General features: G+C 73.3%; 23 protein-coding genes and 2 pseudogenes. 9 read left to right on the top strand and 16 right to left on the bottom strand.

Translation table 11 applies throughout. From position 1 onward, the window contains the following. Positions 1-17: 17 nt before the first annotated feature. The 4 genes from ACZ597_RS31360 to ACZ597_RS31345 form a co-directional block, all read right to left on the bottom strand. Positions 18-2,081, bottom strand: coding sequence for a SpoIIE family protein phosphatase (locus tag ACZ597_RS31360; protein ID WP_471337414.1), 2,064 nt, complete (start codon positions 2,079-2,081; stop codon positions 18-20). A gap of 106 nt (positions 2,082-2,187) precedes the next feature. Continuing rightward, positions 2,188-2,619 (bottom strand): hypothetical protein, encoded by a 432-nt coding sequence (locus ACZ597_RS31355; protein ID WP_471337407.1) that lies wholly within the window; start codon positions 2,617-2,619, stop codon positions 2,188-2,190. Beyond that, positions 2,616-3,161: a hypothetical protein gene (locus ACZ597_RS31350; RefSeq protein WP_471337404.1), complete on the bottom strand. Its 546-nt coding sequence runs from the start codon at positions 3,159-3,161 to the stop codon at positions 2,616-2,618. Before ACZ597_RS31350 ends, ACZ597_RS31355 begins: the two co-directional genes overlap by 4 nt. Positions 3,162-3,286: 125 nt before the next feature. Then, on the bottom strand, positions 3,287-3,892 hold the full coding sequence (locus ACZ597_RS31345) for a hypothetical protein (protein ID WP_471337398.1): 606 nt from the start codon (positions 3,890-3,892) through the stop codon (positions 3,287-3,289). 136 nt (positions 3,893-4,028) lie between these two features. Here ACZ597_RS31345 and ACZ597_RS31340 point away from each other — a divergent pair, with 136 nt between their 5' ends. From ACZ597_RS31340 to ACZ597_RS31310, 7 genes are all read left to right on the top strand, one after another. Then, complete coding sequence (locus ACZ597_RS31340) at positions 4,029-4,706, top strand: response regulator transcription factor (RefSeq protein WP_471337391.1); 678 nt, start codon at positions 4,029-4,031, stop codon at positions 4,704-4,706. 94 nt (positions 4,707-4,800) lie between these two features. Next, the gene (locus ACZ597_RS31335) at positions 4,801-6,177 is read left to right on the top strand and encodes a sensor histidine kinase (RefSeq protein ID WP_471337789.1); all 1,377 of its coding nucleotides are present in this window, start codon (positions 4,801-4,803) and stop codon (positions 6,175-6,177) included. Between the two features lie 109 nt (positions 6,178-6,286). Continuing rightward, complete coding sequence (locus ACZ597_RS31330; protein ID WP_471337386.1) at positions 6,287-6,802, top strand: universal stress protein; 516 nt, start codon at positions 6,287-6,289, stop codon at positions 6,800-6,802. Between the two features lie 88 nt (positions 6,803-6,890). After that, positions 6,891-7,319 carry a hypothetical protein gene (locus ACZ597_RS31325; protein ID WP_471337382.1) on the top strand — a complete coding sequence of 143 codons (429 nt, stop codon included), beginning with the start codon at positions 6,891-6,893 and terminating at the stop codon, positions 7,317-7,319. A 153-nt stretch (positions 7,320-7,472) separates the two neighbouring features. Further along, positions 7,473-7,823 (top strand): hypothetical protein, encoded by a 351-nt coding sequence (locus ACZ597_RS31320; RefSeq protein WP_471337378.1) that lies wholly within the window; start codon positions 7,473-7,475, stop codon positions 7,821-7,823. Positions 7,824-7,951: 128 nt separating this feature from the next. After that, entirely contained in the window at positions 7,952-9,046 is a 1,095-nt protein-coding gene (locus ACZ597_RS31315; protein WP_471337374.1) for a PLP-dependent cysteine synthase family protein, read from the top strand. Next, the gene (locus ACZ597_RS31310) at positions 9,046-10,350 is read left to right on the top strand and encodes an MDR family MFS transporter (protein ID WP_471337371.1); all 1,305 of its coding nucleotides are present in this window, start codon (positions 9,046-9,048) and stop codon (positions 10,348-10,350) included. Before ACZ597_RS31315 ends, ACZ597_RS31310 begins: the two co-directional genes overlap by 1 nt. A 44-nt stretch (positions 10,351-10,394) precedes the next feature. Here ACZ597_RS31310 and ACZ597_RS31305 read toward each other — a convergent pair whose 3' ends face one another. The 5 genes from ACZ597_RS31305 to ACZ597_RS31285 all read right to left on the bottom strand — a co-directional run bounded on the left by ACZ597_RS31305 (position 10,395) and on the right by ACZ597_RS31285 (position 16,470). Beyond that, on the bottom strand, positions 10,395-11,111 hold the full coding sequence (locus ACZ597_RS31305; RefSeq protein WP_471337368.1) for a hypothetical protein: 717 nt from the start codon (positions 11,109-11,111) through the stop codon (positions 10,395-10,397). A gap of 130 nt (positions 11,112-11,241) precedes the next feature. Further along, positions 11,242-12,129: a geranyl diphosphate 2-C-methyltransferase gene (locus ACZ597_RS31300; protein WP_471337365.1), complete on the bottom strand. Its 888-nt coding sequence runs from the start codon at positions 12,127-12,129 to the stop codon at positions 11,242-11,244. 14 nt (positions 12,130-12,143) lie between these two features. After that, positions 12,144-13,523 carry a family 2 encapsulin nanocompartment cargo protein terpene cyclase gene (locus ACZ597_RS31295; protein WP_471337361.1) on the bottom strand — a complete coding sequence of 460 codons (1,380 nt, stop codon included), beginning with the start codon at positions 13,521-13,523 and terminating at the stop codon, positions 12,144-12,146. Positions 13,524-13,621: 98 nt separating this feature from the next. Continuing rightward, positions 13,622-15,034 (bottom strand): family 2B encapsulin nanocompartment shell protein, encoded by a 1,413-nt coding sequence (locus ACZ597_RS31290; RefSeq protein ID WP_471337358.1) that lies wholly within the window; start codon positions 15,032-15,034, stop codon positions 13,622-13,624. Between the two features lie 284 nt (positions 15,035-15,318). Further along, positions 15,319-16,470 carry an amidase domain-containing protein gene (locus tag ACZ597_RS31285; RefSeq protein WP_471337354.1) on the bottom strand — a complete coding sequence of 384 codons (1,152 nt, stop codon included), beginning with the start codon at positions 16,468-16,470 and terminating at the stop codon, positions 15,319-15,321. A 269-nt stretch (positions 16,471-16,739) separates the two neighbouring features. Here ACZ597_RS31285 and ACZ597_RS31280 point away from each other — a divergent pair, with 269 nt between their 5' ends. Beyond that, positions 16,740-18,863, top strand: coding sequence for a transglycosylase domain-containing protein (locus ACZ597_RS31280; protein WP_471337350.1), 2,124 nt, complete (start codon positions 16,740-16,742; stop codon positions 18,861-18,863). A 61-nt stretch (positions 18,864-18,924) separates the two neighbouring features. Here the strand turns inward: ACZ597_RS31280 and ACZ597_RS31275 are convergent, their stop codons facing one another. After that, a complete protein-coding gene (locus tag ACZ597_RS31275) occupies positions 18,925-20,256 on the bottom strand; it encodes a polysaccharide deacetylase family protein (RefSeq protein ID WP_471337345.1) in 1,332 nt (443 codons plus the stop codon). A gap of 231 nt (positions 20,257-20,487) precedes the next feature. Between ACZ597_RS31275 and ACZ597_RS31270 the strand changes: the two genes are divergently transcribed. Then, positions 20,488-21,249 (top strand): hypothetical protein, encoded by a 762-nt coding sequence (locus ACZ597_RS31270; RefSeq protein ID WP_471337340.1) that lies wholly within the window; start codon positions 20,488-20,490, stop codon positions 21,247-21,249. Between the two features lie 30 nt (positions 21,250-21,279). On the opposite strand, the gene ACZ597_RS31265 is transcribed toward ACZ597_RS31270, so the two are convergent. The 6 genes and pseudogenes from ACZ597_RS31265 to ureA all read right to left on the bottom strand — a co-directional run. Continuing rightward, positions 21,280-21,732 carry an SRPBCC family protein gene (locus ACZ597_RS31265; RefSeq protein ID WP_471337334.1) on the bottom strand — a complete coding sequence of 151 codons (453 nt, stop codon included), beginning with the start codon at positions 21,730-21,732 and terminating at the stop codon, positions 21,280-21,282. Further along, positions 21,729-22,070: an ArsR/SmtB family transcription factor gene (locus ACZ597_RS31260; protein ID WP_471337329.1), complete on the bottom strand. Its 342-nt coding sequence runs from the start codon at positions 22,068-22,070 to the stop codon at positions 21,729-21,731. The genes ACZ597_RS31265 and ACZ597_RS31260 overlap by 4 nt, the downstream gene beginning before the upstream one ends. Before the next feature lie 4 nt (positions 22,071-22,074). Beyond that, positions 22,075-22,449, bottom strand: a complete 375-nt coding sequence (locus tag ACZ597_RS31255; RefSeq protein WP_471337324.1) for a VOC family protein — start codon at positions 22,447-22,449, stop codon at positions 22,075-22,077. Between the two features lie 75 nt (positions 22,450-22,524). Then, positions 22,525-22,842: pseudogene (locus ACZ597_RS31250) on the bottom strand (agmatine deiminase family protein); the annotation flags it as partial. A gap of 69 nt (positions 22,843-22,911) precedes the next feature. Beyond that, positions 22,912-23,418: an ABC transporter permease gene (locus ACZ597_RS31245; RefSeq protein ID WP_471337321.1), complete on the bottom strand. Its 507-nt coding sequence runs from the start codon at positions 23,416-23,418 to the stop codon at positions 22,912-22,914. A gap of 34 nt (positions 23,419-23,452) precedes the next feature. Further along, positions 23,453-23,728, bottom strand: a pseudogene (gene ureA, locus ACZ597_RS31240) (urease subunit gamma); the annotation flags it as partial. Positions 23,729-23,870: the final 142 nt, after the last annotated feature.

Genomic DNA, 23,870 nt, shown 5'->3' with positions numbered 1-23,870 from the left:
CCCGGTCCGCGCGCCCGTCACCGCGCGTGGCGGATCCGGGCCAGGAGCAGGACCGTGTCGTCGGTGGCCGCGTCGGGGACCAGGGCCGACAGGACGCGGTCGACCTCCTGTTCCAACGGGCCTTCCACCGCCGCGAGCCGCTCCCGCAGGGCGTCCAGGCCGGCTTCGATGTCGTGGCCGCGCGCCTCGACGAGCCCGTCGGTGTACAGGGCGAGGACGGCCCCGTCGGGGAGGTGGGCGCCGGCCGAGCGGAAGGGGACCCCGCCGACCCCGAGCGGCACTCCGAGGCCGCCGTCGAGGGTGTCGACGGTGCCGTCGGGGCGGCGCACGAGGGGCGGGGGGTGGCCGGCGTTCGCGATGCGGGCGCGGCCGGTGTGCGGGTCGTACTCCACGTACAGGCAGGTGGCCAGCTCGATGCCGGACTCCCGGGCGCACGCGTCGAGTTCGCCGAGCAGCTGCTCGGGCTCCGGGCCGTGGCGGGCCAGCGCCTTGGCGGTGATGCGCAGCCTGCCCATGGAGGCGGCGGCGGGCACCCCGTGGCCCATGACGTCGCCCACGACGAGGGCGACCCGGCCCCCGGGCAGTTCGATCACGTCGTACCAGTCGCCGCCGACCTCGGTGGCCCGGCTGCCCGGCAGGTAGCGGTGGGCGATGGCCACGTACTCGCTGCCGGCCAGGGCGCTCGGCAGCAGTGCGCGCTGGAGGGTGAGCGCGATGTCCTGGACCCGGCTGTAGAGGCGGGCGTTGTCCAGGCACAGGGCGGCGCGGGAGGCGAGTTCCCCGGCGAGGCTCAGGTCCTGTTCGGTGAAGTCGGGGCGGGCGGACGACCTCCCGAACATGGCGATGCCCTGCACGGTGCCCCGGGCGATGAGCGGGGCGATGACGATGCGGGCGAGGCCGCTCTCCAGGAGCAGCCGGGCCCGGCCGGGCCGGTCGGTGGCCGCGGCAGCGAACGCCTCGTCGACGCGGACGCAGAGCGTACGGCCGGCGGCGAACATGCGGTGGATGCCGGAGCCCGGCGGGTACCTCACCCGCTCCAGGCCGGCCACCAGCTCGGGCGCGGGCGGCGGCAGCACGGTGCCGGACGCGATGCGGCGGGTGAACAGGGGCAGCCCCGGGTCGAAGGCCTCGGCGGGGTTCATCCACTCCACCAGCTCGACCACGCAGCCGTCGCAGAAGTCCGGTACGGCCACCTCGACCAGCTCCCTGGCCGTGGTGTCGACGTCCAGGGTGGTGCCGACGCGGGCCGCGGCCCGGTCCAGCAGGGCCAGGCGCTGGCGGGCCTCGGTGGCCTCCAGCAGGGCCCGCTCCCGGTCGGTGACGTCCACCAGCAGGCCACCCACCCCGGGGCGGGTCTCCCCGGCCCGGCTGAGCGGGAACAGGCTGACCGACCGGACCTGGTCGCGGTCGGGGCGGCCGGGGGTGCGCAGCCCCACCAGGGCGCCGACGAGGGGGCGGCCCTCGTCGGCGACGGCGCGCAGCATGCGCTGGAACTCGCCGTCGTCGGAGGTGAGCATGATCTCGTCGGTGGCGCGGCCGAGGTGGGCGGCGACGGGGATGCCGTCCATGTCGGCCAGGGCCTGGTTGAGGTGGACGTAGCGCAGGTCCTGGTCGAGCATGACCAGGCCGATGGGGCAGGTCTCGAAGAGGGCGTCGAGGAAGGCGAGGTTGGTCTTCACGCGGTCGAGCTCGTCCCCCCTGCTGGCCAGCCCCATGACCACCGGGTCGTCGGCGCTGCCGGCCACCGGGAAGACCCGGAACCCGCAGTCGAAGACCGAGCCGTCCCGGTGCAGGGCCGGCAGCCGGACCCGCCAGTACCCGAGGGTCCTGGCCCGTTCCGCCAGGCGGGCGGCGGAGTCGGGGGTGCCTTCGGGGGGTTCGGGGAAGAGGGCGGCGGCGGGCCGGGAGAGCACGTCGGCGGCCTCGTGCCCGAAGAGTCCCTGCGCGCCGGGTCCCCAGAAGCGGATCCGGCCGTCCCCGTCCATGCCGAACACCGCCACCGGCACGTGCTCCAGCAGGGACCCCGGCTCCGACCGGATCGGGCCGGCAGCCCCCGAGCCCCCCGCCTGCTCCGACGGCACCGGAAGCCTCCTCTGCCCGGGGCGCGCCGAGTCCCGGTACCCGCCCGCGCGGGGGCGGGGGGCTCGCCGCTCCCCTTCATTCTGCGCGCGGTCGGCGGAGCGGACATCACGGCGACGGACGGTCCGCGACCACCCGGCGCGGATCGAGGACGATCTGCCGGGGGGTCCAGCAGTCGGCGCTCTCGATCGCGAGCGCGGCCGAGCAGCCGGCGCACAGCATGTTGGCCCCGCCCGTGCCGTCGGGGCCGCAGCAGCCGCCGCGGCCCCGGTCGGTGGCGGGGGTCATGCCCCGGGCGTCGCCGGGGCCGATGACGATGCTGTCGGGCGGCCCGCCCCGGGCGAGGTGCGACTTCAGCGTGGGGTGGGGCACGGAGGCGAAGGCGGACGGTTCGGGGTCGTACGCGAAGCGGCCCGGCGGGATCCGCGGCGGGCACTCGCCCTCGGCCTCGTAGGGCAGCGGGCCCTCCCTCGGGAGGGGCGCCTCGTCGAGGTCGGCGGTGACTGCGGTACCGCAGTCGGCGCATCGGAACACGGTCATGCCCCATCCTCTCCGGCCCAGCCGGTCACGGCGATGACGTCGAGGGCGATGTCGGTGACGGGGCGGCCGTCGGTGGGGACGCGCACCACCCAGGGCGGCGCGGCGGCCTCCAGACGCCGGGACATCAGGTCGCCGCGGGCCACGTGGGCGTCCAACTGGCTGCCGGTCTCGCGGACGGCCAGGCGCCTGCGGGCGGTGGCGTCGGCGGCGGTGAGGAGGACCCCGATGACGCGGGGCGCACCGCCCATCGCGCGGGTGATCAGGCCTGGGTCGAGGACGGAGACGGTGTTGGTGTAGACCAGCCTGTGATGGCCGAGCGCGGTGTAGTTGCGCCAGAGCGCGGCGAGGTTGGCCCCGGTCAGCCGGGAGCGGTCGGGGTCGTCGGGCGGGGCGGGGTGGGCCTGGTCGAGGTTGTCGCCCTCGACGAGGCAGTGGGCGACCCGGGCGGCGCGCAGCAGCACGGAGACCTCCCAGCCGACCGTCGTCTTCCCGACGCCGGACCGTCCGCCGATGAGCAGTACCTCGCAGGGACCGTCAGCCATCCGTCCAGGAAACCCCGGCCCGCCCCCGCCCGGCACCCCCGGCCCCGGGAGCGCGCGCGACGCCCGGGGGGCGCACGGAGTCCCACGGTCACCCCGCCCGACCCGGGGCCGCCGGGCCGGCGGCGCTACTTCGCGGACGCGCCCCGGCGGCCGTTCAGCGGGGTGTTCTCGGTGACCGTGCCGTCGGAGCCGGAGACCGTCACCGCGTGGCGGACGCCGTCCGGGCCGAGGACCACCGCGCGCCAGGCGCTGCCGCCGCCCTGCTGGGCGACCGCGCGCAGGGCCTCGACCTTGCCGCCCTCCACCGCCGCGGCCGCCTTCTCCGCCGCCTGGCCGATGGGCAGGGCCGGCAGCGGCGCGGGCGCCGGGGCGTGCCCGGCGAAGCCGCCGCGCGCGGGGCCGGCGCCGTCCCGTATCTTCGGCTCGGCCTTGCGCTCGGCCTTGTGCTCGCCCTTCGGCCCGGCCTCGGGGGCGTGCGCCCGGCCCGGTTCCGGCCGGACGAGGTGGCGGGCCCGGTCGGCGTGGCCGTGGCCGTGGCCGGCCACGGCCACCGCCGCCGCCCCGCCGCCCACGATCACCGCGGCCGCGCCGACGGCCACCGCCCAGCGCGCGCCCGTGCCCCGGGGGACCACGCCGCCCAGGCCCTTGCGGGCGGGCTTCGGCTGCTGGTCGGACTGGTCGGGCCGTACGGGCTGCTCGGACTGGTCGGGCTGCGGGAAAGACTCAGACATACCGGGACTCCTCAGGCGCAACCGGGCACCACACCCGGCTCGTCGCCGAGCATGCCGGGGCAATGCTGAAGCCCACCTGAAGCCGCCTGAAGACCCCTTCAGCAACGCCCGGACCCCACCTGAGACCCTGGGCGGCATGCGCGTACTGGTGGTGGAGGACGAACGACGGCTGGCACTCGCCCTCCAGCGGGGGCTCCGGTCGGAGGGCTTCACGGTGGACGTGGCCCACGACGGGCCGCAGGGCCTGTGGATGGCCTGCGAGCACGACTACGACCTCATCGTGCTGGACATCATGCTGCCCGGACTCAACGGCTACCGGGTCTGCGCCCGGCTGCGCGCCGCCGGCAACGAGTCCGGGATCCTGATGCTCACGGCGAAGGACGGCGAGTACGACGAGGCCGAGGCCCTGGACACCGGCGCGGACGACTTCCTCTCCAAGCCCTTCTCCTACCTCGTCCTCGTCGCCCGGCTCCGCGCCCTGGGCCGGCGTACGGGCCGCCGCGGCCCGCGGACCATGGAGTTCGGCGACCTGCTGGTCGACCCGGCGCGCCACCTGTGCTCTCGGGACGGGACGGAGATACGGCTGACCGCCCGCGAGTTCGCGGTGCTGGAGTGCCTGGCCCGGCGCGCCGGCGAGGTGGTGCCCAAGCGGGAGATCCTGGAACAGGTGTGGGACAGCGCCTTCGACGGCGATCCGAACGTGGTCGAGGTCCACGTCAGCGCGGTGCGCCGGAAGATCGACGCGCCGTTCGGCCGGTCCGCCCTGGAGACCGTGCGCGGTGCCGGATACCGGCTGGCGGCCGACGGTGGCTGAGACGCGGGCACAGACGCACGCCCCGGCCGGGACCCCGGCGGACCCCGGCCCGGTGCTCCGTCCGCTCGGCCGCGTACGCGGACCCGCGCGCCGCCTGCTGCGGCGGATCGGGCCCGCCACCGTCCGCGGGCGGGCCACCGCCGGCGCCGTCGTCGTCGTGGCGGCGGCCCTCGCCCTGGCCTCGTTCGCCCTGCTCGGGCTGCTGAAGGCCAACCTGCTGCGCAACGCCGAGCGCGACGCCGAGCGGCAGGCCGTGACGATCGCCCGGCTCGCGGCCTCCGGCGGCCTGGACCGGATGCGCGCGCCGCTGCCCGGCGCCGACTTCGTCCAGGTGGTCAACGCCCGGGGCCGGGTGCTGCGGGCCACCCCGAACCTGGCCGGAGCGCCCGCGCTCGGCCCCGGCGGGCCGGCGGGCCCGGGGACCGCCTTCCACACCTGGCGGGTCCGGCCGCTCGGCGCCGAGCACCGGCTGCGGGTCGTGCAGGTCACCACGGACACCCCGCAGGGCCTGGTCACCGTGTACGTCGGCACCTCCCTGCGCGACGTGGACGCGGCCGACGACACCACCACCGCCGCGCTCGCTGTCGGCGGGCCGCTGCTCCTCGCCACGGTGGCCCTGGTCACGTGGCGGGTGACCGGCCGCGCCCTGCGGCCCGTCGAGGCGATCCGCGCGGAGGTCGCCGAGATCACCGACCGGGACCTGCACCGCCGGGTGCCGGTGCCCCCCACCCGCGACGAGGTGGCCCGCCTGGCCGAGACGATGAACGCCACGCTGGACCGGCTGGAGTCCTCCGGACACCGCCAGCGCCAGTTCATCGCCGACGCCTCGCACGAACTGCGCAGCCCGCTCACCGTGCTGCGCACCCAGCTGGAAGTGGCCCTGGCCGTCCGCGACCCGGAACTGTGGCCGGAGCTGATCGGCGGGGCGCTGGAGGACACCGAGCGGCTCCAGCACCTGGCCTCGGACCTGCTCCTGCTGGCCCGGATCGACGCCGCCCAGCCCGTCGCCGCGGCCCGCCTGGACCTGGGTGCCGTGGTGCGGTCCGCGGTGGAGGCGCGGCTGGGCGACCGGGTCCCCGTACGCACGGAGCTGGAGGCCGGGGTGGAGGTGGACGGCAGCGAGCTGTGGCTGACCCGGGTGGTCACCAACCTGCTCGACAACGCCCAGCGGTTCGCCGACCGGCGGGTCGAGCTCGTCCTGCGCACCGCCGGCGGCGCCGGGGCGCGGACCGCCGTGCTGGAGGTGCTCGACGACGGTCCCGGCATCCCGCCCGCCGACCGGGAGCGGGTCTTCGAGCGGTTCACCCGGCTCGACGACGCCCGCAGCCGCGACCACGGCGGGGCCGGCCTGGGCCTGGCGATCGCCCGCGACCTGACCGCCCATCACGGCGGCACGCTCACCTCCGAGCCCTCGGACCGCGGCGCCCGCCTGCGGGCCGTCCTGCCCACCGCCGCGCCCGCGCCTTCCTGACGGGAACTTGACGTCGGCCGACCGGGTCCATACGCACCGCTGACGTACGGGCCGCCCCGGCGGGCGTTCAATGGAAGCTGGACGGTTGGCGACGCGGGAGGGGCCGGCGGTGGCACGACGACGGGTGGTGGCGGGCGTGAGCGGCGGGCCCGGGAGTCTGACAGCCCTGCACCGGGCCGCCGACGAGGCCCGGTTGCGCGGGGCCGAGCTGTGGGCGGTGCTGGCCTGGCAGACACCGGGCGGGGGTCCGGCCGCCCGCGGCTCCTGCGCCTGCGCCCCCTACCCCGAGTACCGGGAGGCGGCGGCCGGGCGGCTGCGCGAGGCCATCGACGCCGCCTTCGGGCCGGGCGGGCCGGGCGTCCCCCTGACGGGGCAGATCGTACGGGGCACCCCGCGGGCCGTCCTGGTCGACGCCGCCCGGGACGCCGACGACCTGCTGGTGGTCGGCGCGGGCCGCCGCCGGCTGCTGGCCGGCCTGCGGCCCTCGGTGGCCCGCCACTGCATGGCGCACGCCCCGTGCCCCGTACTCGCCGTGCCGCCGAACCCGCTGGAGGCGCAGCTGCACGCCGTGCGCCGCCGCAACGCCTGGCACCTCCCGCTGGACGCGCGGGAGCTGGCGGGCTGAGCCTCCTGCCGGACACCGGCCGGGAAGCGCTCGCGATTGTCCGATTTCGGGACCGCCGATCACGCGGGGGACAAGCTAAGATCACGGCGTGGTCACAGCCAGGTCCCCCCGTACGCCGTGGATCCGCGCCTCCGCGGGCCTGCTGCACCTGCTCGGGCTGATCCTGCTGCTGTTCGGCCTGCTCTGCGCGCACGACTACGGCCCGCACGGCTCCACCCACGGCACCGCCGTCGGCACCGCGACGGCCGCCCAGACGGCGTCCGCCGGCACCGCCACCCCGGCCTCGGCGACCTCCGCCGACCGCCACGCACCTTCCCACCCGGTCCACGACTGCGCCCCCGAACCCCACAGGGCCGGCCCCCCTGGGGACGCGACCGCCACTCCCCCGGCGGCGACCGTCGCCCGTCCCGCCCCGGCGGCGCACCGGGACGCCACCGGCCACCCCGGCCCGGCCCGGCCCCCGGCCGGAGCCGCCCCCTGCGCCCACCGGGCCACCTCCACCGTCCTCCAGGTGTAGACCCGGGATCCTTCCGGGCCCGTCCCGCGATCCCCGTCACCCTAGCCCGCCCGGGCCGAGGGGTGCCCGCCGCACGGAGGAACCTTGTCCACCCACCCCCACACGCGCCCCTTATCTCCCGATTCACCCTGGTACCGCGTACTGGTCGTCGGCATGCTCGGCGCGCTGCTCCTCGCGGCCCTCGCCTGCTCCTCGCACGGGCACACCGGCGTCTCCTACGGCTCGTCAGCCGCCGGAGCCGCGCTGGAGCCCGGGCCGACGGCCCCTTCAGAGCCCCTGGGCCACGCGCACCCGCATCCGGGCCACGGTTCCAGCTGCGCCTCCTCCGACCCGGCCCCCACCGGCCAGGGTCCCGCCCCCTTGTCCGCCGGGCCCGCACGGCCCTCGGCGGACTCGGGCTCCGCTCCGGCGGCGGCCCGGGCGGCACCCACGGGCGCCGCCGGACCGGCCGCCGCCCGCTCAGGACGTTCCACTCTGACCATCGTCTGTCGATGGCGGCTCTAGTCCGCTCCCGTAAGCCCGTTCGCAACGGCTGACGTATGCCCCGACGGGCGGACCCTGCCCTGCCCTGTCCAGGCTCGGCACTTCCCACGAGCGCGACAACCGAAGCACCATCAAACGAGAGCGGAACAATGCATTCTTCGGCCTCCGACGTCACTCCCCCCGCCCGCTCCGGCCTCTCCGGGCTGGTCGGCAACACCCCCCTGCTGCGCGTGTCCGAGCCCCTGGCCCCGGCGGGCCGCGGCTTCTGGGCGAAGCTCGAAGGGTTCAACCCCGGCGGTATCAAGGACCGGCCCGGCCTGCACATGGTCGAACGGGCCCGCGCCCGGGGCGAGCTGGAGCCGGGCGCCCGGATCATCGAGTCCACCAGCGGCACCCTCGGCCTCGGCCTCGCCCTGGCCGGCATGGTCCACGGACACCCCGTCACCCTGGTGACCGACCCCGGCCTGGAATCGTCGATGACCCGGCTGCTGACGGCGTACGGGGCACAGGTCAACGTCGTCTCCGAACCGCACCCCACCGGCGGCTGGCAGCAGGCCCGCCGCGACCGCGTCACCCAGCTGCTGGCCCGGCACCCCGGTTCCTGGTGCCCGGACCAGTACAACAACCCGGACAACACCACCGCCTACACCCCGCTGGCCCTCGAACTGGCCACCGAGCTGCACCACATCGACGTCCTGGTGTGCAGCGTCGGCACCGGAGGGCACTCGGCCGGCGTCTCCCGCGTCCTGCGCCAGCTCTACCCCGAACTGAAGCTGGTGGGGGTGGACACCGTCGGCTCCACCATCTTCGGCCAGCCCGCGCGGACCCGCCTGATGCGCGGCCTCGGTTCGAGCATCTACCCGCGCAACGTCGCCTACGAGCAGTTCTCCGAGGTGCACTGGGTCGCCCCGGGCGAGGCCGTGTGGACCTGCCGCCAGCTCGCCGCGTCCCACTACGCCGCCGGCGGCTGGAGCGTCGGCGCGGTCGCCCTGGTGGCCGGCTGGCTGGCCCGCACCCTGCCCGAGGACACCCGGATCGCCGCGGTCTTCCCCGACGGGCCGCAGCGCTACCTCGGCACCGTGTACGACGACGACTACTGCGCCGCGCACGGGCTGCTGGGCTCCCCTCCGGCCGCGGAGCCCGAGACGATCGGCCGCCTGGACGAGAAGGAGGTCACCCGCTGGACCCGCTGCGCGAGCGTGGTGGACCCGCTGACCCTGCGCGCGTCGGAGGTTCCCGCCTGATGAAGGGCACCCTCGCTCAGGTCCGTACGTACGAGCGCAGCGTCCAGCTGCTGATGGTCAACCAGTTCACCATCAACCTCGGCTTCTACATGCTCATGCCCTACCTCGCCACGCACCTGGCCGGCCCGCTCGGACTGGCCGGCTGGACGGTCGGGCTGATCCTCGGCGTGCGCAACTTCAGCCAGCAGGGCATGTTCCTGATCGGCGGCACCCTCGCCGACCGCCTGGGCTACAAGCCGATGATCGTCACCGGGCTGGCGCTGCGCATCGCCGGGTTCGCGACCCTCGGGCTGGTCGACTCCGTCCCGGCGCTCATCGCCGCCTCCGCGGCCACCGGGCTGGCCGGGGCCCTGTTCAACCCGGCCACCCGGGCCTACCTGGCCGCCGACGCGGGCGAGCGCCGGGTGGAGGCCTTCGCCCTGTTCAACGTCTTCTACCAGGCCGGCATCCTGCTGGGCCCGCTGGTGGGCATGGTGCTGACGGGCGTCGACTTCCGCGTCACCTGCCTGGTCGCGGCCGGGATCTTCGCGGTGCTGAGCATCGTGCAGCTCCGGGCGCTCCCCGCCCGCCGGGGCAACGACGCCGCCGGGCGCGCCGGGGGCCGCCCCGAGGGGGTGCTCGCCCAGTGGCGGGGCATCCTCGCCAACCGGCCGTTCCTGCTGTTCTCCGTGGCGATGATCGGCTCGTACGTGATGACCTTCCAGGTCTACATGGCGCTGCCGCTGGAGGTCCGGCGCGTGGGCGGCGAGGGCGGCTTCGGCACGGCCGCGGTGGCGGGGCTCTTCGCGGTGTCCGGACTGAGCACGATCCTCTTCCAGACCCGGGTCACCGCCTGGTGCAAGGCCCGTCTGGAGCCGGGCCGGGCGCTGGCCTGGGGGCTGCTGGCCATGGGGGCGGCCTTCCTGCCCCTGCTCGCCGCCACGGCGCTGCCCGAACCCGAATCGCAGCTGGGTACGCGGCTGCTGGCGGCGGTGCCGCCCGTGCTCGCGGCGCTGCTGCTCGCCGTGGGGACGATGATCGCCTACCCGTTCGAGATGGACACCATCGTCCGCCTCTGCGGGGACCGCCTGGTCGCCACGCACTACGGGCTGTACAACACGGTGTGCGGGGTCGGTATCGCCGTCGGCAACCTGCTCACGGGGGCGGCGCTGGACGCGGCCCGCTCCGCCGGGATGTCGGCGCTGCCCTGGCTGGCGCTGTTCGTCCTGGGCCTCGGGTGCACGGCCGCCCTGTACGGCCTGGACCGCACGGGCCGACTGGCCCCGCCCGCCCGCGGGGCGCGCCCCGAGACCGTGGCGGCCTGAGCCCGCTCCCGGCGCCGGCCCGTTCCCGGCGCCGGGGGCGCGCGTCAGGAGATGCCGTACCACTGGCTGGCCCAGCCGGTGTTGATGGTGCTGGTGGACTGCTCGGCGAGGTTCACGGTGGCCGGCAGGGAGTTCTGGCCGGTCAGGATGGTGCTGTAGCGCAGGTTGGGGGGCGTGAGGCCCGCGTTGACCGAGATGCCGGCTCCGGTGGACTTCAGGGTCAGGGCGTTGGTGGCCCAGTTGCCGTTGAGCAGGAGGGCGATGAAGTAGGTCCCGGGGGCGGCGGTGAACGGCTTGGCGAGGGCGAGCGGCTTGGCGACGGGGTCGGTCATCAGCTGGGGCGACACGTCGGGGGTGGCCGCGCGCAGGGCGCCGGTGGCGTCGTACACGCCCAAGTAGCAGTTGGTGAGCTGGGCGTTGGGGTCGAGGCCGGCCAGCCCGAGCCAGATGTTCGACCAGGTGATCTCCTGGCGCAGGACGACCCGGACCAGGGTGACGCGTCCGCCGACGCCGGCCGCCGACTGGGCGGTGACGTGCCCCGCGTCGTTCGGGTCGCCGGTCCAGGCCAGCAGGTTCTGGTCCTGCGGGCGGGGCCCCTCGTACCCGGCCCCGGTGCCGCCCGGTGCGGGCGGTGGCGCCGCGGCCGCCGGCGAACCGCCCGCCGCCTCCGTGCCGTTGTCCGGTGAGGTGCAGCCGGCCAGGACGAAGAGTGCGGCGAGCACGGCGGCGAGGGTGCGCGCGGCGGTGGTGCGGGTGGACATGCTTCCCCCAGGTGGTGCGGATGTACCGGGGGCCATGGTCACATGCCCGGGAGGGGCCGGGTCCGTCGGCTGACGGTCCCGGCCCCTCCGGTCTGCGTACGGGCTCGGTCGGAGCCCGGTCAGAGCCTGGTCAGACGCGGTCGGCGGCGATCAGGACGTACTGGAAGGAGCCGTCCTCGTAGGACTTGATGAACGCCTCCTCGATGCCGGTGACCAGGGACGACGTGGCGCGCAGCTTCCAGTAGGGCAGCGTGTCGGGGGTCAGGTCGATGACGGCCTGCGGTACGAGGCGGTTGTCGGCCATGGCCCGCAGGTACTCGCGGCGGGAGTGGATGTTGCACTCGAAGTGCGCGTTGATCTGCGAGACCCACTTGGAGGGCTGGCCGTAACGCGGGTTCCAGCAGCCGGTGATGGTGACGTAACGGCCGCCGACGGCGAGGACCCGGGAGTGCTCGGCGAACAGGTCGTGGAGGTCGACGTACATGCTCGACTCGTTGTTCCACGAGGCCGCGGCCTGGCCGGTCTCGAACGGGGTGTTCAGCATGTTGCAGACGCGGGCGCGGACGTGGTCCTCGATGCCGAGTTCGCGGGCGCGCCGGTTGGCGAAGTCGGCCTGCTTGGTCGACAGGGTGACGCCCTCGACCTTGCATCCGAAGCGCTGGTGGGCCATCACCATCGAGCCGCCGCGGCCGCAGCCGGCGTCCACGAGGGTGTCGTCGCGGCCGACGGGGCCGAGGTGGTCCAGGAGCAGTTCGGCCTGGGCGGACTCCAGCCGGTGCAGCTCGGCGATCAGCTTCTTCTCGTATTCGCTGTCCTCGGTGTCGCCGAGGGCGGCGTGGTCGATGTCGCCGATGCCGTAGTGGTGGTGGTAAAGGCCGTCGACGTCGCCCAGGCGCAGGTTGACGGGGCGGGCCTCGTCGTTCCAGTAACGGGCGATGTCGCCCTGGTAGGGCGTCGTCGGGGCGGGGATGAGCACGGAGCCGACGGAGGGGGCGGTGGTGAGATCAGTGCTGGTCACGAATAAGTCCGTCCTTACCAGAAATCGGGCAGGGTGTAGCGATAGGTGTTGGTCATGTGCCAGTAGTGGTTGCCGTCGACCCAGACGGCCACGCCCCGCAGGAAGCGCAGCACGGTCGGTACGGGGCAGGCGGCGGCCAGTTGTGCGGCCTCCGCCTCGAAGGCGTGCATGAGGTCGTTGTGGACCCGGACCGCCTTCAGGTAGGCGTCCTTGTCGGACAGGCCCTCGCGCTCGGCGATCACCACGGGCAGGTTCAGGTGCTTGCCGCGGGCGTCAAGTTCCTTGGTGTACGAGTACAGGTCGTTGGCGATGGTCGTGGCGTTCCCCGCCAGCGCGATGACCCGCTGCATGGCGGGCTGCGCGTGCAGGTCCGGCGGGAGTTCGTAGCCGCCGACGGTGTCGGTGATGGTGGGGCAGGGCCGGAAGTTGTTGAACTGGCGCATCGCCAGGTACTCGGACACCTCCGGGACGTACTCCGTCTCGGCCCAGGCGGCTTCGGCGAGGTATCCCATGTGGAGCCGCGCCATGTCGTGCCGGAACCGGTCGGCCTGGGAGGGGGTGGCCGCCCGGACGAAGTACTCCATGGCGGAGCGGTAGGAGCGGCGCGGCGCGTCCGAGAGGAGCGACTCCTCCCACGCCGGGGCGTACTCCGGCGTCGTGTGGACGGGGTCGAGGGCGGTGTGCGCCAACAGGAGCCTCCCGCCGAGACCGACGGGCGAGCCGCCGTGGTCCTCGCAGTAGATGTCGTCCACCACGTTCTCGGCGACCATCAGCCGCGTGGCGATCATCAGGTGCTCGACGGTCGGGGCGTCCGGGTGGCAGGCGACCATGTAGCGGCCCACGGAGAAGCCGTCGAACTGGTCCTCCCACTCCGGCGGGTACGCCTGGACCTCGTCCACCGCCCAGCGCTTGATCCGGCGGCTGACCTCCTCCACCCGCACCGGGTCAGGTTCCGGAACCGGGTGGTGGTAGAGGCCCGGGATGGGCCTGCCCTGCGCCGGGGCGGCCGGAGGGGCGGTGGGCCCCTCGGGCCGGGCGAGGTGCAGGGCGGTCGTGCCCAGGCCGCTGGGCCCGCGGATGATCCGTTCCAGGGCCTCGCCGGCCTGCCGTACCGTTCCCTCCCCCACAGCGGGGGCGGCCGCTGCGGGGGTGTGGGTGCCGAAGGGCAGGACGGGCGCGGACGGCAGGGCCGACCGGGTGGCTGCGGGTGCCGTGACGACGGGCGTCGCGGCGGCGGCCGCTCCGGGGACGGCTTCGGCCGCGGCGGCTTCCGCGACCGGGGCGCCGGCCGGGGCCCGGCCCAGGCTCAGGGTGTCGGCGAGGACGTGCGCCCCGAAGTGCGCGGCGGCGGAGGGCAGGCTCGACTGCAGAGGGGAAGGCCCGGGATCGGGCATCCGTGGCTCCTTGGTGAGGTGGGTGAGGTGGCCCGGATCCCGGGCGTGCTCGGCCGGGCCCGGGGGGGGCCGGGCGTCGCGGCCGGTGGGCAGGTCCTCTAGTCGCGCCTGCGGGCGATCTGCACGTTCTCCAGGACGCCGAGGGCGTCGGGCACCAGGATGGCGGCGGAGTAGTAGGTGGTGACCAGGTAGGAGATGATCGCCTGCTCGTTGATGCCCATGAAGCGCACCGACAGGCCCGGCTCGTACTCCTCGGGCAGACCGGTCTGCCGCAGGCCGACGACGCCCTGGTTGTCCTCGCCGGTACGCATGGCGAGGATGGAGCTGGTGTTCTGCTTGCTGATGGGGATCTTGTTGCAGGGCAGAATCGGTACGCCCCGCCAGGCCGGCACCTGCTGGCCGCCGACGTCGACGTGGTCCGGGTAGAGACTGCGCGCGTTGAACTCGCGCCCGATCGCCGCGATCGTCTTGGGGTGGGCGAAGAGGTACTTGGTCCCGCGGCGGCGGCAGAGCAGCTCGTCGAGGTCGTCCGGGGTGGGCGGGCCGGAGTGGGTCTGGATCCGCTGCTTGAAGTCGGCGTTGTGGAGCAGGCCGAACTCCCGGTTGTTGATCAGCTCGTGCTCCTGGCGCTCGCGCAGCGCCTCGATGGTGAGCCTGAGCTGTTCCTCGGTCTGGTTGTGCGGCCCGTTGTAGAGGTCGGCGACCCTGGTGTGGACCCGCAGGACGGTCTGCGCGACGGAGAGCTCGTACTCGCGGGGCCTGAGCTCGTAGTCCACGAAGGCGGTGGGCAGCTCGTACTCGCCGGTGTGGCCGGCCGACATGGCGATCTCGGCCTCGCCGTGACGGTTCTGCCGCTGGTGCGGGAGCGAGCTGAACTGCTGGATGTGTGCCTGCAGGGTCGGCGCCGCGGACAGTACGGCGGCGAACTCGCTGCGGGAGAGGGTGAGCAGGGTGCCGGGGGTCTCGGCGGTGGCGGTGTAGTCCCAGCCCGCGTCGCCGTCGAGCAGGGCGTTCTCGCCGAAGCGGTCGCCGTCGGCGAGGGTGGCGATGGCCACCTCGTCGCCGTACTTGCCGAGGGAGGTCTGGCTGATCCGGCCGTGGGCGATCATGTGGATCTGGTCGGCCGGGGTACCGCGCTCGACGAGCACCTCGCCGGCCCGGAAGTCGCGCTGGACGCACCGGCCGGCGATCGCGGTCAGCACCTCCATGTCGTCGAAGCCGCGCAGCAGGGCCAGTTCGCCGAGCTCCTGGGGGATCACCCGGACCGAGGCGCCGTCCTGGACGAACTCGATCCGTCCGTCGCCGACGGTGTAGCTCAGCCGGCGGTTCACCCGGTAGGTGCCGCCCTTGGTCTCCACCCAGGGCAGGCTCCGCAGCAGCCACCGGGAGGTGATCTCCTGCATCTGCGGGGCGGACTTGGTGGTGCTGGCAAGGTTGCGGGCGGCAGCCGTGCTCAGGCTGGACTGCTGCGGCGGATCCAGCTGGGCTTCCGGGCTGGTGTCAACGGTCATGCGACGAGCTCTCCTTCGTAAGCGCGGCGACGGGCATAAGCGCACGTCACCGGTGAAAAGGAAAAAAGAGGGCGAATATCCGGGAATCCGTCCAGATCTCTGGGAACAGTAACGGCCCCCTCGTCCGGATGACCTTGAAATGCCGATGGCATTACCTCGATGCAGTGATCTTGATGAGTGGGAGGTTTGGCACGGAAAACGACGGCATCCGGCCAGCCCGGGCACGCAAAAGCCCCTCCCGCCGGGGAGGCTTCCGCCGGCGGGAGGGGCTCGGGGGCCGACCGTCAGGTGCGGTACGCGAAGTAGCGCGCGTCCGGGTAGGACGCGATGATGCTCGCGAGCGACTTACGGTAGGTGTTGGTCGAGTGGTACGTGAGGTACGGCATCCCCGCACGGCTGCGGTAGCTGACGATCATGGAGTGGTCCTTGGACCCGTCCTTGTTGAAGTCCACCTGCAGGATGTCGCCGATGTCCATCTGGTACACGTTCGCCAGGTTCGCGGCCCGCTCGTTGGAGAGCGTGAACCAGGCCCACTCGTTCGCCCCGACCCAGGAGTCGGACTGGCGGGTGCCGTCGTACCACCAGTTGCGGTAGTCCGACGAGGAGCCCGGTACGGGCTTCCAGCCGCCGGCCTTCAGCGCCTGGCTGATGAAGTTGGTGCAGTCACCGCCGGCGCCGTTGAACTTCCGGTAGGCCGGGTTGTAGTTGCTCCAGTACTTCTCCGCGTACTTCGCCATGGCGTTGTAGTCGTACGCGCCGCCGGTCAGCGTCTTGGGCTTGGGCGCCGGGGCCGGGTACTTCGTGGACGCGGGAGTGCCGTCCGGGTACTGGTTGCCGTCGTCCTTGACGGTGGCGGCGACCTTGGCGGCCACGGGCTCGTTCACCGCGACGGGGGCGTTGGCGCTGTCCTGGGAGTTGATGGAGTCCAGCTCCCAGGAGCCGCCCTTCTTGCCCGTCAGGGTGAGCTCGTACCGCGTCTTGAAGTCCGTGGTGTCCGGTTCGTCCCCGCGCACCTTCTTGTAGGTGAGCGTGGTCTGCTCGGTGACCTGGACGGTGGCCTTGCCCCCGGTGATGGTCGCCTTCTCCACCACGACGCGGGTGTCGGCGGCCGTGTAGGCCTCGCCGAGCTCCGCGAGGCGGGTCTTGCGGGACTTGAGCGACGCGATCGCGGCGCTCTCGTCCTTCTTCAGCTTGTCCGACAGGCGGGCCTTCTTCTTGGAGGAAGGCGCGCCCTCGCGGTGCTTCACGTGGCCGTCGACCAGGGCCTGCGTGCGCTGCGAGAGCACATCGTCGGCTATGCGGCCGAAGGCGTCCGCGGTGGCCCGATCGGCTTCTTCGGTCGTGCCCGCGCTCGCGGAGTAGGCGAACAGGCTGCCGGACGCTATGGCCACGGTCAGGGCCCCGATGGCGGCCAGCCTGAACCTCTTAGGTATCACTGTGCATCCCCTTGTCACCCGGTCCACACGGACCGGGAGGACGGAATCTTCGCACAACTGGGCGACGGTGTGGCCGCGTTCCGTTTCGTCCCCCGTTGCCCGGCAATGATCGCCCCGCCCGCCGGGTGCCATGACTCCGCTTCCGCATCGCGAGACGCTCCGGGGCGGCACTCCGGTTCCCGCCGCCTCCTCACCGTCTTCACAGAAAATGCATCTAGGGTGTAGGCGGAAGCGGAGCACGGGGGGCGTACGGAGTGAGCAGGCAGGACATGTCCTCGAGAAGGCGATCACGGGGCAGGCGCGCGGCCCCGAAGACCGGCGGCGCGGCCACCACGGGCCGCCGCAGGAAGTCCGGCAGCCGCCGGACGCCTTCCGGTTCCGGCCTGGCGGAGCGGCTCGCGCCCGTCCTCGGACCGGCCCTGGCCAAGGCGGGCCCGGTACTGCGGCGCCTGCGTCCGGCGTACCCGCGGCCGGGGCGCAGCGGCTGGCGCAGGTGGATACCCTCCGGCCGGCAGTGGCTCGGCGCCGTCGTGTACCTTTTTGTCGGCATGGCGGCTTTCGTCGGAATCGCGTACGCCGCAACGGACATACCCGACGACCTCAACTCGTTCGCGACCCAGCAGGACAACGTCTACTACTGGTCCGACGGCTCCACCATGGCCCGCACGGGCTGGGTCCAGCGGCAGGAGATGCCCCTGGACACGGTGCCCGAGAAGGTCCAGGGAGCCGTCCTGGCGGCCGAGAACGCCAGCTTCTACTCCGATCCCGGAGTCTCCCCCTCGGGTGTGATGCGCGCCGTGCGCGCCGCGCTGACGGGCGGTGAGACCCAGGGCGGGTCCACCATCACGCAGCAGTACGTGAAGAACGCCTACCTGAACCAGGACCGCACCCTGTCCCGGAAGTTCACCGAGCTGCTGCTCGCCGTGAAGCTGGACAGCCGCGCGGGCAAGAAGCAGATCCTGGAGGACTACCTCAACACCAGCTGGTTCGGGCGCGGCACCTACGGCATCCAGCGCGCGGCCCAGGCGTACTACGGCAAGGACGTCTCGCAGCTCAACGCGAGCGAGGGCGCCTTCCTGGCCTCCCTGCTCAAGGGCGCCGGCCTGTTCGACCCCTCGCTCGGCAAGGAGAACCACGCCCGCGCCGTCGAGCGCTGGAGCTGGATCCTGGACCGCATGGTCGAGACCGGGCACCTCTCCGCCGCCGAGCGCGCCGGCTACACGAAGTTCCCGGAGCCCTCGGACGCTTCCCTCGTCGGCATGCCCGGCGCGCAGAACGGCTACCTGGTGGAGATGGCCAAGGCGTACGCGATCAAGGCCGGCCACCTCAAGGAGTCGGACTTCGACCTCGGCGGCTACCAGATCTACACGACCTTCGACAAGAACCGCATGGCCGCCCTGACCGCGGCGGTCCAGCAGGCACAGAAGGACATCGACCCCGAGCGGCGTCAGGACACCGACAAGTTCGCGAAGATCGGCGCGGCCAGTGTGGCCCGCGACGGGCGGCTGCTCGCCGTGTACGGCGGTCCCGACTACCTGAAGCAGGGCTTCAACCAGGCGAACGCCACGACGATCCCGGCCGGCACGGTGTTCACCCCCCTCGTCTACGCCGCCGCGCTGGAGGACGGGGTGCTGCGCACGCGCGGCCAGGCCCGTACGCCCGTCTCCCCCTCCAGCGTCTACGACGGCAACGACCAGGCGACCGTGCAGACGCCCGACGGCCCGTACTGGGACCGCAGCGGCAAGGTGCTGAAGGGGCACAACGAGGGCGACCGCAGCTGGGGGCAGGTGACCCTGCAGCAGGCCGTCGCCAACTCCGTCAACACCCCCATGCTCCAGCTCGGCCTCGACGTCGGTCTCGACCGGGTGGAGTCGCTCGCCGAGCGTTCCGGGCTGCTCGCGTCGAGCCTGGGGCCGCGGATCCCCGCCTTCGCCCTCGGGGAGAACTCCAAGCCCAGCGCCATCCGGATCGCCGGGGCCTACCAGACCTTCGCGGCGGACGGCATGCACACCGACCCCTACTCGGTGCGCTCGGCCACCCGGGAGGGCGCGGCCGTGCCGCTCGACCCGCCGAAGGCGGCCAAGGCGATGTCGCAGAAGACCGCCCGGACGGTGACGGAGGCCCTGCGTTCGACCGTCAGCGACGGCTCGGCCAAGGCGGCGGCCAAGGCCCAGCCGGGGGCGGCGGGCAAGACCGGCACGACCGCGGCGAACACGGCGGGCTGGTTCGTGGGGACCACCGCGCAGGAGACCACGGCGGTGGTGGTCTACCGGATGTCGCTGCTGGACCTGATCCCGCTGCCGCTGACCGGGCTGGGCGGCGACGCCCCCACGACGCCCGGCAGCACGCGGGCGGTCAACGTGTGGGCCGACTACGCGAAGGCCGTGAAGTAGGCGGGAGACGGGCGGAGGGGCCGGGTGGCGTGCGCCGCCCGGCCCCTCCGTCTTTCCGGTCCTACTTGACGACCGTCTTCCAGTCCGGGGCCTGGGCGGGGTCGAGCATCCGCAGCTGGGCCAGGACCTTGGGGTCCTGGGCGTCCATCCAGTCCGCCACCTCCCGGAACGAGGCGCAGCGCACGTCCTGGCGGTTGCAGACGTCCTTCATCACGTCCTCGACGGCCTTCATGTAGATGCCGCCGTTCCAGTCCTCGAAGTGGTTGCCGATGAACATCGGGGCCCGGCTGCCGTTGTAGACGCGGTTGAAGCCGTTCATGTAGGAGCCGCGCACCTGGTCGCGCCACGCGGTGAACTTCGACGGGTCGCCCTGGGTGCTGTCGCCGGACTGGTTGTAGAGGAAGTTGAAGTCCATGGAGAGGACCTGCACCTCCTTGCCCTGGAGCGGGACGAGCTGGAGGGGGAAGTTCCAGATGCCGTCGATCTTGGACGGCCAGAGCTGGAAGTCGCCCGAGGAGCTCGCGTCGTAGCGCCAGCCGTACGGCTTGATCGCGGTGATCAGGTTCTTCTGGCCCTCCAGGCAGGGCGCGCGGCCGCCGACCACTTCCCGGTCCGGGTCGAAGGGCAGGGGCGCCTCACCGGCGAAGCCGGTGTTGGTCTTCCAGGCCTTCATGAAGCCGTACGTCTGGTCGATCTCGCTCTTCCACTCCTCGGGGCTCCAGTCCCCGCCGCCCTTGGGGCCGCAGAAGTGCCCGTTGAAGTGGGATCCGATCTCGTTGCCGTCGGTCCAGGCGCCGCGCAGCTGCTGGAGCGTGGACTTGACGTGCGGGGCGGTCGGGTACGAGATGGCGGCCGCGCCCTGGCCGTGCTGCGGCGGGCGGTAGAGGGACTTCTTGGCGTCGGGCAGGAGGTAGATGCCGGTGAGGAAGAAGGTCATGTGGGCCTTGTTCTGCCTGGCCACCTGACGGAAGTGCGAGAAGAGGTGGTCGTCGCCCTCCAGCGCGCCGTCCCAGGAGAAGACCACGAACTGCGGCGGCTTCTCGCCCGGCTTCAGCTTCTCGGGTTTGAGCTGTCCCGGCTGCGGCCCGGTGTAGGAGGTGGAGCCGTCGCCCAGCACCTCGACCTTGCCGTCCCAGTTCGGCTTGGGCCCCTTGCCGAAGCCGGGGCCGCCGGTCACCCCGCCCGCGCCCGCCGGGGCCGCCAGCCGCGCGTCCCGCTGGGCGTCGGAGGAGCCCGAGAAGCCGACCGCGAAGGCGGTGGCGGCCCCGCCGGCGACGAGCACGGCCCCGGCTATGCCCAGGCGCTTGCGGTTCCGGGTCTTGCGCCGCGCCTTGCGGGCCGAGCGGGACTTCGCCCGGGCACCGGCGACGGCATCGGTCTCGGTCTCGGCCATCGCGGTCGTACCCCCCTGAATCTCCGCAGCAGGGCCGCGCGTGGATGCTTCGTACGAATATAGAACTTGTTGGCACACCGCCTGTACCACACCCCCCGTACGGCACCCTTTCACAGCCGATCCACAGCCCGGCGGCCGTTCGTGGCAACGGAGTGCGGCACTCGGGTGAATCCCGCGGCCCGCGGTGCCGCAGCGCCGGGTTCCGGAACGCCGCCGGGCGATAACGGCACCATGACGCAGTCCCCCAGGCCCCAGGCCGCCGAGATCAAGGTCAGCTTCGCCGGGACGGAGGCCGCGGCGGCCTTCGACGCCCTCGGCCTCGACCGCGACGAGGGCCGGCGCCGGTCCGTGCACTTCTGGGACAGGCCCGCGCGGACCGACGGCCCGAAGATCTCGCTGCCGCTCCTGGAGCGGGGGTTCATCCTGCGGCTGCGGCGGGACCGCGAGGGGCGCGGCTCCAAGGACGAGGCGGACATGACGGTCAAACTGCGTCCGTGTCCCGAGCTTCTGCCGCCTCCCTGGCTCAAGGAGCGCGAGGGCGAGGAGTGGGAGTTCCGGATCGAGGAGGACCGGGCGGCGCCCGTGTTCGAGCCCGTGGTGGCGGCCTCGCTCCAGGCCGAGGTGGGCTTCGCGTCCTCCCTCGACCCCGGCCCGCCCGGCCGGCTCCTCATCGAGGAGCAGCTGGAGCTGCTCGGCGCCGCCGGACTGGCCGACGGCGGCCTGGACGGACTGACGGCACTGGGCCCGGTGCACGCCGTCAAGTGGAAGCAGGAGTGGGACGAGCTGCCCCGGGCGGTGGCCGTCGAGGAGTGGACCACCGAGGGCGGGCTGCGGTTCGTCGAGGTCTCGGTGCGCGCGGACCTGGAGGACGCGGCGGACGCCCAGCACCTGCTCGACGGGGCCCTGCGCGAGCGCGGCCTCACCCCGCCGCCGACCGGCGACACCAAGACCAAGACCGTGATGACCGCGCTCGCCCGCGCCCTGCTGCGGTAGGGGCCCGGCTCCGTAGCCCCGCGCCGCCGGTCAGAGCCGCTCCACCACCCGGATCAGCGCGTCCATGACGTGGGTGCGCCAGCCGCTCCCCATGAGCTTCCGGGCCATCATCTGCATCGGGTCGTCCGGGTCGAAGCCCTCGTGGACGAGGAAGAGGCGGGTGCCGCGCCCTTCGGGGGCGAGGGTCCAGGTGATCGTCCAGTCGGCGGGGTGGGTGCCGGAGGCGTCCTGCCAGCGGACCGCGAGCATGCGGCCCGGCTCGAAGGCGAGCACCTCCGCGGCCGTGGTGCCCGAGAAGCCCGTGTTGGGCCGGGGCGCGGTGGTCATCGTGTAGCGGTGGCCGACCTCCAGGCGGAAGTCGCACGGCATCAGCCACTGGGCGATCAGGTCGGGCTCGGTCAGGGCGCGCCAGACCTTGGCGGGCGGGTGGGGCAGGAACTGGTCGACCCGGACGGTCGTCAGGTCCTCGGGTTCGTGGGTCATGTCTCAGCGTCGGGCATCCGGTCGAGGAGCCGGCCGAGGTCCTGGAGCCTGCCGCGCCAGTACCGCTCGTACGGGTGCAGCCAGTCCTGGACGTCGGCCAGCGGGGCGGCTTCGAGCCGGTAGATCCGCTGCCGGCCGGCCCGCTCCTCGGATACGAGCCCGGCCTCCCGGAGCACCTTGAGGTGCTCGGAGAGGCTGGGGCGACGCATGTCGAAGTGGTCGGCGAGGGCCTGGACGGGCTGCGGGCCGCGCTCGCGCAGCAGGCGCAGCACCTCGCGGCGGGTGCCGTTGGCGAGCGCGGCGAACACGCGGTCCTCGTCGGCACCCGTCGTGGCCATGGGGCTAGAAGCCTTCCTTCTCCGTCAGCAGCATCAGGCCGTTGCCGTCCGGGTCGCGGAAGCCGGCCATCCGCCCCCACGGGGCGTCGTCCGGTCCGGTCACCTCGACTCCGGCGGCGGCGATCCGCGCGCAGTCGGCGTCGACGTCAGCCGTGAGCAACATGATCCCCCGGGTGGAGCCCGACGTGAAATCCCCCATGCCCGGGCCGGAGAGGGTGAAGACGGTCTGGGCGCCCGCGGGGGCGACCTGGAGCCAGCGCATGGGGCCGACCTGCCGGTCGGCGCGGACCTCGAAGCCGAGGACGCCGGTGTAGAAGGCGAGGGCCCGGTCCTGGTCGGCGACGGGCAGCGTGATGAAGGAGGCGTGCGTGATGTTCATGCCCTCGACGATAGGTAGGGGATTCCCTACGTGTCAAACGTAGGGAATCCCCTACCGGTCATGCCCGCCGGCCCCTTACGCGGCCGGCTGCTGCTGGGTGACGCAGTGGATGCCGCCGCCACCGGTGCCGAGGCGGTCGATGTTCAGCTGCTCGACGACACGGCCGGGGAAGAGCCGGGTGAGAGTGGCCCTGGCAGCCGCGTCCGCGGGGGCGTCACCGAACTGGCCGGAGATCACCGCGCCGTTGCAGACGTAGTAGTTGGCGTAGGAGGCGAGGAAGTCCGGGTCGGCCGAACGGATCTTGTAGTAGTCGGGGCCCTGGAGCCGGTCCACCGACATGCGGGTGCCGTTCGCGGCGGTCGCGGCGGACAGGATCTGGTACTGCTGCCGGGCGTCCTTCGCGTAGACCGCCGGCTTCGAGTGCGTTTCCGGGGGTGTTCGCGGGGGTGCTTCCGGGAGTGTTCATCGGTCTCTCCTGGCGACGCGGTCGGCCCGGCGTTCGCCCACCACGTTGAAGGCGACCACGGTCAGCACGATGACGGCGCAGGGCAGGATCGCGGACAGCGGGTATCCGTGCTGGATCGCGGTCTGTCCGTCGAAGACCATGCGGCCCCAGTCTGGGGTGAGCGCGGGGACGCCGAGCCCGAGGAAGGACAGTCCGGCGAGGTCCATCAGGGCGTAGCCGAAGTTGATGGTGGACTGGGCGAGGACGACGGGGGCGATGTTGGGCAGGACGTGGCGCAGGCAGATCTGGAGGGCGGAGTGGCCCTGGACCCGGTAGGCGCTCACGTACGGGCGGGCGGCCTCGGCGAGGACGAGGGAGCGGGTGAGGCGGCTGACGTAGGGCAGGTAGGCGACGGCGAGGGCGATGACCGGGGCGAGGAGGCCCTCCCCGTACACGGAGATGATCAGGATGGCCAGCAGCATGCCGGGGAAGGCGAAGACCAGCTCGGTGCTGCGGGAGAGCACCGAGTCGAGCCAGCCGCCGCGCCAGGCGGCGGCCCAGCCGGCTGCCGTCCTCGAACACCGCCTCCACCATCACCTCGGTGACGATGTCCGCCACGCCCGGGAGCACGTCGTCGCGGCCGAGTACGCCGCGCCCGCGCTCAAGGGCCTCGCCGAGGCGGAGACCGTCGCGCGCCGCCTCGCACACCGTGTCCGCGATCAGCGCCGTGGCCTCCGGGACGTTCAGCTTCAGGCCCCGGGCGCGCCGGGCCCTGGCCGGTTCGGCGGTCGTGAACAGCAGGAGCCGGTCACGCTCGGTGGGGGTCAGGGGCATGGTGTCCTTCCTCCGGAGACGGGAGGGTGGGGTGGTGTGGGTGGGGCGGGGTCCGCCGGGGCGGAAGTGCCGGCGGGCCGGAGGGGTGCGCCGTCCGGGTGCGGCGGCGCGGGACGCCTCGTGGGCGCGGCGCGGGAAGTAC

It is taken from the genome of Streptomyces sp. NPDC040718 (assembly GCF_055593565.1).
Note: the sequence above shows the minus strand (reverse complement) of the source record. Positions and strands in the feature narration are given on the sequence as shown.

What these genes read in the sequence shown, in the direction of transcription:
- ACZ597_RS31290 (WP_471337358.1), bottom strand. Translation starts at nt 15,034, where the DNA reads ATGACCGTTGACACCAGCCCGGAAGCCCAGCTGGATCCGCCGCAGCAG.
- ACZ597_RS31340 (WP_471337391.1), top strand. Translation starts at nt 4,029, where the DNA reads ATGCGCGTACTGGTGGTGGAGGACGAACGACGGCTGGCACTCGCCCTC.
- ACZ597_RS31350 (WP_471337404.1), bottom strand. Translation starts at nt 3,161, where the DNA reads ATGGCTGACGGTCCCTGCGAGGTACTGCTCATCGGCGGACGGTCCGGC.
- ACZ597_RS31265 (WP_471337334.1), bottom strand. Translation starts at nt 21,732, where the DNA reads ATGACCCACGAACCCGAGGACCTGACGACCGTCCGGGTCGACCAGTTC.
- ACZ597_RS31275 (WP_471337345.1), bottom strand. Translation starts at nt 20,256, where the DNA reads ATGGCCGAGACCGAGACCGATGCCGTCGCCGGTGCCCGGGCGAAGTCC.
- ACZ597_RS31280 (WP_471337350.1), top strand. Translation starts at nt 16,740, where the DNA reads ATGTCCTCGAGAAGGCGATCACGGGGCAGGCGCGCGGCCCCGAAGACC.
- ACZ597_RS31260 (WP_471337329.1), bottom strand. Translation starts at nt 22,070, where the DNA reads ATGGCCACGACGGGTGCCGACGAGGACCGCGTGTTCGCCGCGCTCGCC.
- ACZ597_RS31320 (WP_471337378.1), top strand. Translation starts at nt 7,473, where the DNA reads ATGCTCGGCGCGCTGCTCCTCGCGGCCCTCGCCTGCTCCTCGCACGGG.
- ACZ597_RS31345 (WP_471337398.1), bottom strand. Translation starts at nt 3,892, where the DNA reads ATGTCTGAGTCTTTCCCGCAGCCCGACCAGTCCGAGCAGCCCGTACGG.
- ACZ597_RS31270 (WP_471337340.1), top strand. Translation starts at nt 20,488, where the DNA reads ATGACGCAGTCCCCCAGGCCCCAGGCCGCCGAGATCAAGGTCAGCTTC.
- ACZ597_RS31295 (WP_471337361.1), bottom strand. Translation starts at nt 13,523, where the DNA reads ATGCCCGATCCCGGGCCTTCCCCTCTGCAGTCGAGCCTGCCCTCCGCC.
- ACZ597_RS31305 (WP_471337368.1), bottom strand. Translation starts at nt 11,111, where the DNA reads ATGTCCACCCGCACCACCGCCGCGCGCACCCTCGCCGCCGTGCTCGCC.
- ACZ597_RS31310 (WP_471337371.1), top strand. Translation starts at nt 9,046, where the DNA reads ATGAAGGGCACCCTCGCTCAGGTCCGTACGTACGAGCGCAGCGTCCAG.
- ACZ597_RS31315 (WP_471337374.1), top strand. Translation starts at nt 7,952, where the DNA reads ATGCATTCTTCGGCCTCCGACGTCACTCCCCCCGCCCGCTCCGGCCTC.
- ACZ597_RS31255 (WP_471337324.1), bottom strand. Translation starts at nt 22,449, where the DNA reads ATGAACATCACGCACGCCTCCTTCATCACGCTGCCCGTCGCCGACCAG.
- ACZ597_RS31355 (WP_471337407.1), bottom strand. Translation starts at nt 2,619, where the DNA reads ATGACCGTGTTCCGATGCGCCGACTGCGGTACCGCAGTCACCGCCGAC.